Source organism: Enterobacter cloacae complex sp. OE43NF (assembly GCF_023544405.1).
GTDB lineage: Bacteria > Pseudomonadota > Gammaproteobacteria > Enterobacterales > Enterobacteriaceae > Enterobacter > Enterobacter cloacae.
In genome coordinates this window covers 1-12,793 of record NZ_JAMJFW010000039.1, presented here as the reverse complement: position 1 = coordinate 12,793, position 12,793 = coordinate 1, and the positions used below count along the sequence as shown (strand labels likewise).

Genomic DNA, 12,793 nt, shown 5'->3' with positions numbered 1-12,793 from the left:
GTGTATTTACACTGTTTACTTTTTGACATAAGTTGCGCGTTTTTTGACAGGCAAGTCTGAAAACGGACTTTTAGCAAGGAGTGGCAGTGATGACAGGGAAAACGTCGATACTACAGGTGCTGGCTGCCATGGCCTTGCTGGCAGGTGCTGCGCAGGCGGCCCCCCTGTCTCCGGCCGACCGTAATACTATTCAGCAGCAACAGCAGCAGCTGCTGGATGAAAACCAGCGCCAGCGTGAAGAGCTGGAGCGCAGCGTGGTATTACCGCGTCCTGTTCAGCCCGACAGTGCCGCGACTCCGCAAGGTCCCTGTTTTGTTATCTCGCGCATTGAGCTGACGGGTACCACCCTTCTTTCTCCGTTAGCCAAAGATCGCCTGGTTGCGCCGTGGGTGAACCAGTGTCTTGATATGGCGCGTCTCAACGCCCTGACCAACGCCGTCTCTGACTGGTATATCAGCCGGGGGTATATCACCAGCCGCGCATTTTTAACCGAACAGGATCTCTCTGGTGGCGTACTGCATCTCGCGGTACTGGAAGGCAAACTCCAGCAAATCCGGCTTGAAGGGGTTCCCACCCGCACGCTGAGCATGACCTTTCCCGGCCTCGAAGGGAAAATTCTTAACCTGCGCGATATCGAACAGGGCATGGAGCAGCTTAATCGCGTGCGCCAGACGCCGGTTGAAATAGAAATTTTGCCCGGCGACAGACAGGGCTATTCAATCGTCAATCTGACGGCTTCGCCTGAATTCCCGCTCAGCGGTTCAGTGAGTTTCGATAACAGCGGGCAAAAGAGTACCGGTACCGGACAACTCAATGGCGCGCTGTACGGCAATAACCTGCTGGGGCTGGCGGATAAGTGGTTTATCAGCGGCGGGCGCAGCAGTGATTTTTCGAACAGCCATGATGCTCAGAATTTTGCCGCCGGGGTCAGCGTGCCTTATGGCTACGGCCTGCTGGACTACAGCTACAGCTGGAGCAACTACCTCAGCACCATCGATAATAACGGCTGGCTCTGGCATTCGACGGGCGACACCGAAACCCACCGTCTGAATGGCTCATGGGTGCTGTTCCGCAATGGCGATATCAAAACCGGCGTGTCGGCGGGCATCACCCACCGCATCAACCATAACTATCTCGACGATGTTCTGCTGGCTACCAGCAGCCGCAAACTTTCAAGTTTCTCCCTGGGCCTTAACCACACGCAAAAAATCGCCTCCGGCGTGGCGACCCTGAACCCGACCTTCACTCAGGGTGTGCCGTGGTTTGGCGCCGAAGATGATAACGACAAGCATGGCGATGTGCCGAAAGCCGAGTTCCGCAAATGGAGCGTCAACGGCAGTTTTCAGCGCCCGGTTGCTGACAGGCTGTGGTGGTTGACCAGCATCTATTTTCAGTGGTCGCCGGACCGGCTGTACGGCAGCGAGCGCCTGACGCTGGGGGGAGAGACCTCCGTGCGCGGCTTCAAAGAGCAGTACCTCTCCGGTGATAACGGCGGTTACTGGCGAAATGAACTCAATTATTCGCTCTTTACGCTGCCGTGGGTGGGGGATGTTGGCCTGTTGGCAGCAGTTGACGGTGGCTGGCTGAAGAAGGACGGATTTGACCGTTACGCCTCCGGCACGCTGTGGGGCGCCGCGTTTGGTCTGACGACGGCTAATCGCGGCTATTCAAGCCAGTTTACCGTTGGCACACCGATGGCGTATCCGGACTGGCTGGCACCGGATCACCTCACGATTTACTACCGCGTATCAGTGGCTTTCTAAGGGACAGGGATGATGAAACAGGATCAGGTTCGTTTTTCACAGCGCGCGCTGAGCGCGTTACTGAGCGTGCTGCTGGCAACGCAGCCGCTGTTACCCGCGGTGGCGGCATCCATCACCCCGTCCGGCAATACGCAGATGGATAAGGCGGCTAACGGCGTGCCGGTGGTGAACATCGCCACGCCGAACCAGTCCGGTATTTCCCATAACAAATACAACGACTACAACGTCGGGAAAGAGGGGCTGATCCTCAATAACGCGACCGGGCAGCTTAACCAGACTCAGCTTGGCGGGCTTATCCAGAATAACCCCAACCTGAAGGCCGGGCAGGAAGCCAAAGGCATCATCAACGAAGTCACCGGCGCTAACCGCTCAAATTTGCAGGGCTATACCGAAGTGGCCGGCAAGGCGGCGAACGTCATCGTGGCGAATCCCTACGGTATCACCTGTAACGGCTGCGGATTTATCAACACGCCGAATGTGACCCTCACCACGGGTAAACCGGTGCTTGATGCCAGCGGTAAGCTGCAATCTCTTGATGTAACCCAGGGGGCGGTCACCATCGAGGGCGCGGGCCTCAATGGCTCGCAGAGCGATGCGGTGTCGATCATCTCCCGTGCGACGGAGATCAACGCGCAACTGCATGCGAAAGATTTACGTGTCGTTGCAGGGGCGAACCGCGTAGCGGCGGATGGCAGCGTCAGTGCGTTAAAAGGTGAAGGTACAGCCCCGAAGGTCGCAGTAGACACCGGAGCGCTGGGCGGCATGTACGCAAATCGGATCCGTCTGGTCTCCAGTGAAACGGGGGTGGGCGTAAACCTGGGCAACCTTAACGCGCGACAGGGGGATATTGCGCTCAGCAGCGCGGGAAAAGTGGTGCTGAAAAACACCCTTGCCAGCGGCAGCACCACGGTCAGCGCGGCGGACGTAACGTTACGCGGAGACCATAAAGCGGGTGGCAACGTCACGGTCTCCGGCCAGACGGCGCTGACGCTTGACCAGGCTCACGTTGCCGCCGATAACAACCTTCAGTTAACAACCCGCGGCACGCTGACGCAAAATGGCGGTGCGTTCACGGCAGCAAATGACGCTACGCTTGCCGCGACCACCCTGATCCAGAGCGCAGATGCCCAGGCAAGCGCGGGTCGTCATCTTGCCGTAAATGCTGAGAAAAACGCGGCGCTTAACGGTTCTGTTGTGGCGGGGCAGCAACTGTCGGTTAAGGGTGGCGAACTGGTGCAGCAGGGAAATCTCAGTGCTTCCGAGATTGCCCTCAACGCGCAGACGTTGACCCAAGAGAGCCGCAGCACAACAAATGCCAGCGGGAACATCACGCTTACCACGTCTGGCCACAGCCAACTGAAAGGCAGCACAACCGCCGGACAATCTCTCGCCGTCAGCGCGGGCAGCCTCGCGAACCATGGCGCATTAGCCGCCGTGGCGGATACCCGGATTAACACCGGTATATTCAGCAATACCGGCACCGTTCAGGGCAACAGTCTTACCGTCTCCGGGACGGATATCACCAGCTCCGGCGCGCTGAAGAGCGCCTCCACGCTGGATATCCGCGCAGACAATGCCACGCTTTCCGGTGAGACCGGTGCGAAAGGGAAAACCACCGTAACCGCGAGCGGCAATCTGAACAACAGCGGCACGCTTATCAGCGATGACACGCTAACGCTGAACGCGGCGCAGATCGACAACAGCGGTACGCTTTCCGGTGTACGGGGGCTCACCACCTCAGGGAAGACGTTCACCGCCAGCGCAACGTCAGTGACCCACAGCGGCGGGGATGTGGTGCTGAACAACACCGATACCACGCTTGCAGGTGAAACCAGTGCCGGTGGCGCCGTTACCGTGCAGGGCCGCAGCCTCAACACCACGGCCACGGCACAGACACAGGGCAACAGCGTCGGCGTGGCCGTGCAAAACGCAAAACTTGAAGGAACTCAGGCTGCCAAAGGCAACATGACGTTGAAGGCTGACAGCAGCCTCAACCACACGGGGAAATCATCAGCTTCAGGGCTTAAGGTTGAAACCGGCCATCTCAGCAACAGTGGAACCCTGACGGCCTCCGCGCTTGCAATCGACAGCCCTGAGGTCATTAACGGTGGTCTGATTCACGCCGGACAAACGCTGTCGCTGGTTACCCGTCTGCTGGATAACCGCAGCAGCGGCGTGCTGTACAGCCCGTCGGCATTGTCACTTTCCCTCTCTGAACTGAACAACGCCGGTATTATCACCAGCGACGCGGCGCTTTCCCTCTCTGGTTCAAATCTGACCAACAGCGGCGAGCTGAGCGGGACTTCACTGGCAATTGATTACGAGACGCTGAAGAACAGCGCGGAGGGGATGCTGCTGGCTCAAGGGGCAAACCGCATCACGGCACAGTCGGTGTTCAGTGCGGGCAGCATGGTGGGCAACACCCTGACGCTGAATGCCGATCGTCTGGAAAGTGCCGGTCTGTTACAGGGCGAGAGCGCATTATCACTGACCGCCGGAATCCTGAATTTACTGACAGGCTCCCGCACGCTGACGGGGGGAGCGCTCGGCCTTTCAGGTACCACGCTGACTACCGCAGGGCAGCTCCAGGGACAGAATGTCAGCATCCGCTCCCACGACTGGACTAACCGCGGAAGTTCCCTCGCGACCGGCTCACTTGACGTTACGACCGCCGGAACGCTCAGCAATACCGGCGAACTGATGAGCCAGGGCAACGGCACGCTGAATGCGGTCAATACCGTTAACAGCGGCAATATGTTGTCGGCCGGTGACCTTTCGCTTAACGGAAAGACGCTGCGCAACAGCGGTACGCTTCAGGGGAATCGCGTCACCGCGCATCAGGACACCATCACGAACAGCGGAACGCTGACCGGGATTGCCGCCCTGACGCTGGCCGCCCGCCTGGAGATGGCGGCGCCATTACTGACGCTGGTGAATGACGCGTCGGGATCGTTGCTGACCGCAGGGGAGTTGTCTGTGACAGGCGGCGATCTGCGTAACGCAGGGCAATGGCAGGGGAAACGGGTACTTATTCATGCGCAGGCGCTTACGAACGGCGGTGCGATCCAGGCAGAAAATTTACTGGATGCGCAAATCGACAGCACCCTTACCGGGACAACGGGCAGCAAAATCACCTCCAATGGAGAACTGGCGCTCTCAGCACTGACGCTGGTAAACAGCGGGCAGTGGATTGCAAAACACCTCACGCTGGGGGGCAGTACCCTGAACAACAGCGGTGAGATCACCGGCGTTGATGCGCTTTCGGTCGCCCTTACGCAACTGAATAACCAGGCCGGAGGAAAACTGCTCAGCGCAGGCGCGCTGACGCTTGATGTGGAAAATGCAACGAACGCCGGGCAAATCCAGGGGAAAGCGACCACGGTTACCGCCGGGCAACTCATTAACAGCGGACGGCTTCAGGGAGAAGCGCTGACGCTGAATGCCTCGGGCGCGCTGAACAATACCGCCAGCGGTGTGCTGCTGAGCGAGAATGCGCTGACGGTATCGACAGCCACGCTGAACAATCAGGGCACGCTACAGGGCGGTGGGGAATCTTCGGTGAAGGCCACCACCCGCGTACAGAACGACGGCAAAATGCTTTCCGGTGGCAAACTCACGCTGACCGCACCGGAACTGGCGAACAGCAGCAGTGGTCTGGTTCAGGCGGTAACGTTGCTGCTGGATGTGGTGAAAGCGGCAAATAGTGGGCGGATACTCGCTACTGACAACGCTGAGCTACGGGGAACGACGCTGACCAACGACGGCATGCTGCAGGGTGCAGACCTGCTGGTTAATTATCAAAAACTGAGTAACAGCGGTACGGCTCTCGGTACCCGTTCGCTTACGGTGAAGGGCAATGAGATTACCCATTCCATCAGCGGTAAGTTGTTCAGCGCGGGTAACCTCACGCTCAACAGCGGCACGCTGAAAAACGCCGGGCAGATTGTGGCGCTGGGAGACGTCACGCTTCATCTGTTAAATGCGCTTGAGTTCAGTGGAACGCTGGCCGCCAGCAACACCCTGTCTCTCACCGCTCAGGGGGATATCACCAATAATGGCACCTTACAGGGAAACAGCCTCGTTCTGAGCACGGGTGGAGTATTAACCAACAACGGCCAGTTCACTGCAGGTAAGGGTGATAGCACGTTCAGCGCGCAACGTATTGTGCTCAATGCAGCCGGTAGCCTCTCGGCAGGCGGCGACGTGGTATTTAACAGCCTGAGTGACATAACCGTAAATGGCTTTACCGGTACGGCTGGCAGCCTGACGATGAATGCTGTGGGCACCTTGCTCAATACCGCACTGATTTATGCCGCGAATAATATGCAGCTCTTTGCCGACCGTATTCATAACGTCTACGGCGATATTCTGGCAGGGAATAGCCTGTGGATGCAGAAAAATGCGGCGGGTGCAGCGAACAGTGAAGTGGTGAATACGTCCGGGAATATTGAGACGCAGAAGGGTGACATTACGATCAATACAGCCCACTTATTAAATGAGCGGGATGGAAGTAATTCGAATACACAGATAACTGATTTGGATAACCCTTCCTGGGTTGGCGAATCATCCTTTGTCGTAAGCCTGGATGATATGGAGGAAGGAAGTTATTCAACAGTAAAAAATCGTACGGATGTCTGGGTAGGAAGCTGCATGAGTTTTCCAACCTATCCAGGTGCGTGCAGCATGGATGAGCCTTTCTTTACCACTTCTTATCGGATTAATGATTCGGGTCAAACTAAACGTTTTGCGATTAAAAGAACTGAGGTTGATGTAACCAGTACTGGCCATGCAGCGCGCATCGCATCAGCTAATAATCTCAATATCACTGCCAATTATCTCGACAATAGCGGTAGCAATATACTTGCTAATCGCGATATTAGCCTAAAAGGTGAGCAGCTCAACAACCAAAGCTACCAGGCGAGTTCTGAGACTGAATATCTTGTCTACACGGCATCAACCATTAATGCCGGTGGTGTAACCTATATTCTGACTGGGCGTGAGGCCGAATCAGAAAATACCGCTAATGTTGTCAGAGCTGTAATACAGGCAGGCGGTAATGTCTCTGCCACCTTCACCAACGACATCAGCAACACTCTCGTCACCGCCAACACGGATGGCTTTAGCAATACGATTGCCGCCCCTACGCTGACCCCGCTCAGCAACCAGTCCATTACCAGCGGCGAGCAGGCGCAGTCCCTTGTCGAAGCGGATGCGCAGGACATCACCACCCCGCAATGGCGTGATGCGGTGAGTGACGCCCTGAAAGATATCTCCGGCGGTTCATCGCTCTCCGACCAAAACGGCAGCAGCGGTAACTATCCATTGCCGTCCGGCAACAACGGCTATTTTGTTCCATCCACCGATCCCGATAGCCCGTATCTGATTACGGTGAACCCGAAGCTCGATGAACTCGGCAACATGGACGACAGCCTGTTTAATGGACTGTATGACCTGCTTGGCATAACACCCGGTGCCACACCGCGTGAAACCAACAGCGCGTATACCGATCGGAACCAGTTCCTTGGCTCGTCCTATTTCCTGGACAGGCTCGGCCTGAACCCGGATCGCGACTACCGGTTCCTCGGCGACGCGGCGTTTGATACCCGTTACGTCAGCAACGCGATTCTGAACCAGACCGGTAGCCGCTATATCAATGGCATCGGCTCCGATCTCGATCAGATGCGCTACCTGATGGACAGCGCCGCAGAGCAACAAAAAACGCTGGGGCTGAAATTCGGCGTGGCGCTTACGGCTGAGCAGGTTGCCGCGCTCGATAAAAGCATGCTCTGGTGGGAGTCAGCGACCATCAATGGTCAGACGGTGATGATCCCGAAAGTCTACCTGTCGCCGAAGGATGTCACCGTTCACAGCGGCAGCGTGATTAGCGGCAATAACGTCCAGCTGGCGGGCGGTAACGTCATTAACAGCGGCAGTACAATTGCGGCGCAGAATGGGCTCTCAATCGACAGCAGCAACAGCCTGAGCAACCTCAACGCCGGGCTGCTGAGCGCAGGTGGCGGGCTGAACCTGAGCGCGCTGGGGGATATCAATAACATCGGATCCACCATCAGCGGCAAAACGGTAGGGCTGGAGAGCGTCGCGGGCAGCATTAACAACATCACCCGCGCACAGCAGTGGAATGTCGATGCGGGAAATGTGCATTTCAGTGGCACCGATGTCGGCAAGACGGCCTCCATCACCGCCACCGACGGGCTGACGATGCGCGCCGGACAGGATATCAACGTGACCGGCGCAAACGTGTCGGCGGGTGGCAGCCTGGGAATGGCGGCGGGGAATGATATCAACATCACCGCCAACGAGATTGTGACCAGCGAAGGACGCGCCGGGCGCAACCGCGCGACCACGGAGACGGCGTCCGTCACACATCAGGGCAGCACCCTGAGCGCGGGCGATGACCTCACCCTGCAGGCAGGTAACGATGTGAATGCCCGTGCGGCAGCGATAGCGGCGGAAGGCGATGTGGGCATTCAGGCCGGTCGGGATGTGAACCTGCTGGCGGAAGCGTCGATGGAACGCTCCAGCAGCCAGGCGAAGAAAAAAACCGCCATTGACGAATCTGTTCGTCAGCAGGGTACGGAGATTGCCAGCGGGGGGAATACGGTGATCCTCGCAGGGCGCGACGTAACCGCGCAGGCAGCTGACGTGACAGCGCAGGGCGATATCGGCGTGGCGGCAGGCCGCGACGTAAATCTGACGACGGCGACGGAGAGCGATTACCGCTATCGGGAACAAACTAAAACCAGTAGCGGCTTCCTGAGCAAAAAGACCACCCACACCATCGAGGAAGAGAGCGCGACACGGGAGAAAGGCTCGCTGCTGAGCGGCGATAATGTGACGGTGTCGGCGGGTAACAACCTGCGGGTGTTAGGTTCTGCGGTCGCTGGCGATGGCGATGTGGCCCTTTCCGCAGGCAACAATGTGGACATCGTGGCGGCGACCAACACCGACACGGCCTGGCGCTTTAAGGAGACCAAAAAGTCCGGCCTGATGGGCACGGGCGGCATTGGCTTCACCATCGGCAGCAGCAAGTCCACCCACGATCTTCGCGAGCAGGGTACCACCCAGAGCGAGAGCTTCAGCACCGTCGGCTCGACGGGCGGCAACGTCAGCATTACAGCGGGCAAACAGGCGCATATCGGTGGGGCAGATATCATCGCACAGAAGGATATCAGCCTGACCGGTGACAGCGTGGTGATTGAGCCGGGGCATGACAAACGCACCCGCGATGAGAAATTTGAGCAGAAGAGCAGCGGGCTGACGGTGGCGCTGTCCGGGGCGGCGGGGAGTGCGGTGAATAACGCGGTCACCACGGCCCAGAGCGCGAAGCAGAGCAGCGACTCACGTCTGGCGGCACTGCAGGGTACGCAGGCGGCGCTGTCAGGCGTACAGGCCGGACAGGCCGTGGCGCTGGACCAGGTGAAGGGCGACTCTGACAAACGCAATAACAACACCATCGGCGTCAGCGCGTCGATTGGGTCACAGTCGTCCAAATCCTCATCGCACATGGAGAGCGAAACGACCACGGGCAGCTCCCTGAGTGCAGGCAATAACGTCACGATAAAAGCCACCGGAAGCGACATCACCGTGGCGGGAAGCCAGATTAAGGCCGGGAAGGACGTGACGCTTGATGCAGCACGGGACGTCAACCTGATTGCCTCGCAGGACACGCAGCAGACAACGGGTAAAAACAGCAGCAGCGGTGGCAGCCTGGGTGTTGGAGTGGGTGTCGGTTCCGGTGGGGCGGGCATCAGCATCTCGGCGAACGCAAACAGCAGCAAGGGGCACGAGAAGGGCAACGGTGTCTGGCAGAACGAGACCACGGTGGATGCGGGTAACCGCGTGACCATCAACACCGGGCGCGACGCGACGATCGCCGGGGCGCAGGTGAGCGGCGAAACCGTGGTGGCGGATATCGGGCGCGACCTGACGATTGCCAGCACCCAGGACAGCGATCACTACAATAGCAAGCAGAACAGCGTCAGCGGCGGTGCGGGTTACACCTTTGGTGCAGGCGGTTTCTCCGGCAGCATCAATGTCAGCCGCGACAAAATGACCAGCGACTACGACTCGGTGCAGGAGCAGAGCGGGCTGTTTGCAGGCAGCGGCGGGTTTGACGTGACGGTGGGCAACCATACGCAGCTCGACGGCGGGGTGATTGCCTCCACGGCGACGGCGGATAAAAACCGTCTAGATACGGGCACGCTGGGCTTTAGCGATATCCACAACCAGGCGGATTTTAAGACGGAGCATCAGGGCGCGGGTATCAGTTCGGGCGGCAGCATCGGCAAGCAGTTTGCCGGGAATATGGCGAACGCTCTGCTGGCCGGAGGCGGTAACAGCGGTCACGCGGAAGGGACAACACAGGCGGCGGTGAGCGAAGGGACGCTCATCATCCGCGATAAGGAGAACCAGAAGCAGGATGTGGCTGACCTGAGCCGCGATGCGGAGCATGCGAACGGCAGCATCAGCCCGATATTTGACAAGGAGAAGGAGCAGCAGCGCCTGCAGGAAGTGCAGTTGATTGGTGAGATTGGCTCGCAGGTGGTGGATATTGCGAACACGCAGGGGGAAATAAACGGGCTGAACGCAGGCAGAAAACAGCTTGCAGATAAAGGGATAACCGAGCCGGGGGCGGATGCCAGCGACGAGGTTAAAGCCGCATATCAGAATGCCCTGCGCGAGACCGATGCATATAAGACCACGACGGCAAAATACGGGACGGGTAGCGACCTGCAGAGGGGTATCCAGGCGGCGACGGCCGCGCTTCAGGGGCTGGCGGGTAGCGACCTGACTGCAGCACTGGCGGGGGCATCCGCGCCGGAGCTGGCGTATCGTATTGGTCACGGCATGGGGATCGATAACAATACGGCAGCGAAAACCATTGCGCATGCCATCCTGGGCGGTGCGGTTGCGGCGCTGCAGGGAAACAGTGCCGCAGCGGGTGCGGCCGGAGCGGCGACCGGTGAGCTTGCGGCGAAGGCGATAGCGGGTATGCTGTACCCTGACGTCAAAGATTTATCGACGCTGAGCGAAGAGCAGAAGCAGACGGTCAGTGCACTGGCGACGATATCGGCCGGGATGGCTGGCGGGCTTGCTGGAGACAGTACGGGTTCGGCGGTGGCCGGGGGGCAGGCAGGGAAGAATGCGGCTGAGAATAACTCGCTGGCACTGGTTGCCAGAGGTTGCGCGGTTGCTGCACCCTGCCGGACGAAGGTCGCAGAGCAGTTGTTGGAGATCGGTGCGAAAGCGGGTATCGCGGGACTTGCCGGAGCGGCGGTCAAGGATATGGCTGATAAGATGACCTCCGATGAACTGGAGCATTTGGTTACCCTAGAAATGATGGGTAATGATGAGATTATTGCTAAGTACGTCAGTTTACTCCACGATAAATATGCGCCTTCCCATACTGGTGGTAACCTGCTACCTGAAACATTGCCTGGTCATACGGGTAATAACACAGGGTCTGTGGATACGGGGCCAAATCACACAGGGAATACGAATCGTCAGAATGATTCCGGTTCGAATAACACCGGCAATACAGAAGGTGCACCGAATACAGGTGGGAACACGACGATAACGCCGATCCCTAACGGGCCGAGTAAAGATGATATTGCTTATCTGGCATTAAAAGGGAAAGAAGCTCAGGAGGCTGCAAGCAATTTAGGTTTCGATCGCAGAATTCCACCTCAGAAAGCGCCATTTAATTCACACGGTCAGCCTGTATTTTATGATGGCAAGAACTACATTACCCCCGATATTGATAGTCATAATGTTACTAATGGCTGGAAGATGTTCAATAGTAAAGGTAAGCGTATCGGTACTTACGATAGCGGACTAAACAGGATTAAGGACTAGTGGTATGTTTGGAATATTCTCTAAAGGTGAACCAGTGAGTATGGAAGGTGAGTTGGTACAACCATCATCCATTGTTATCAATAATTATGAGGAAGAATTGCATTTGCCCTTATCCTATTGGGATATTAAAGATTACAAAAATTCTTGGTTAAAGTCTCTCGGCGAAGGGCTATCCAATAAGACTCACTCAGCATTAGCTGTTTCAATGTATGAGCCTGAAAAAACTAACTTTATATTTACATGGGTTTTATATTTTGAAGATGAGAAAGTTTACGTGCAAAATAACGTCATTTTTTTAGAAGAATGCCATGGTTTTTCCCCGAAAAATATAAATAAGTTTATAGAGAGCCGTACTACGCATGACGGAGATGGCATGAAAATATCTGAATGGCATACAGATCTAAATAGTGTTTTAGATTTTTATCATAGTCTTAACAACTGAAACAGAGCTCACTACCGAGCCGGGAGCTTTCTGTCAGACTTTACTCGAAGTTCCCGTATCTGCGCTGGATCACTGACAGATTGTTGACCTCAACGGCCATGGATATTTCAGGAAGGGGTAAACGCCGAATTAGCCCTGAATTAAGTACGAAAGAGCGGTAAGCGTAAGCAAGCAGAAGGATATTCTCCTTCATTATTTTATCTCAAGGAAAGAAAATGAAAGTAACAACATTCACAGTAACTACTTTACTATTCGTTGTAGCGCTAACGGGTTGTGCCAGCAAAATAAAGCCTGAAACAGTAACCTCTTCCAATGGTAGTTCAATTGAGATTATGGCTGTGTCAGCACAGGCAGATCTTAACAATAATCGTATCGCAGATAATTCACTACGCGTAGTTACTCCGACTCATAACGCTGTAGGAAAAGGGTTGGCCGTTTTGTCTGTGTTAACCGGAAACATAAAACCCAGCAGTTTTGATAAAGAAAATTATAAAGGGGAAATCATCGAGTCGATCAAAAATCCTACTGATACCTATCTTGTTCAAGGTGCAAAGAAAAGTATCAGTAAGTGGATGGACTCCCAATCCAGCGGTTATGTTTATAAAGAACAACTCAATATTGGCCATGCTACCTGGGCATTGATTTTTAAAGATGCTACAGCAACCACTCCCGTTTATCAGTTGAAATATAAGGTGCTTTTCTATAAGAAACC

At 56.2% G+C, this 12,793-nt stretch carries 4 protein-coding genes; all 4 read left to right on the top strand.

The annotated features are described in order from the left end of the window. Window positions 1-89 precede the first annotated feature (89 nt). The gene (locus M8370_RS17075; RefSeq protein ID WP_250021483.1) at window positions 90-1,763 is read left to right on the top strand and encodes a ShlB/FhaC/HecB family hemolysin secretion/activation protein; all 1,674 of its coding nucleotides are present in this window, start codon (window positions 90-92) and stop codon (window positions 1,761-1,763) included. A gap of 9 nt (window positions 1,764-1,772) precedes the next feature. After that, on the top strand, window positions 1,773-11,639 hold the full coding sequence (locus M8370_RS17070) for a hemagglutinin repeat-containing protein (RefSeq protein WP_250021466.1): 9,867 nt from the start codon (window positions 1,773-1,775) through the stop codon (window positions 11,637-11,639). Window positions 11,640-11,643: 4 nt separating this feature from the next. Further along, window positions 11,644-12,081, top strand: a complete 438-nt coding sequence (gene cdiI, locus M8370_RS17065; RefSeq protein ID WP_250021465.1) for a toxin-immunity protein system imunity protein CdiI — start codon at window positions 11,644-11,646, stop codon at window positions 12,079-12,081. Window positions 12,082-12,296: 215 nt separating this feature from the next. Then, window positions 12,297-12,793: hypothetical protein (locus M8370_RS17060; protein WP_250021457.1), on the top strand; the 497-nt coding region annotated here is incomplete at its 3' end.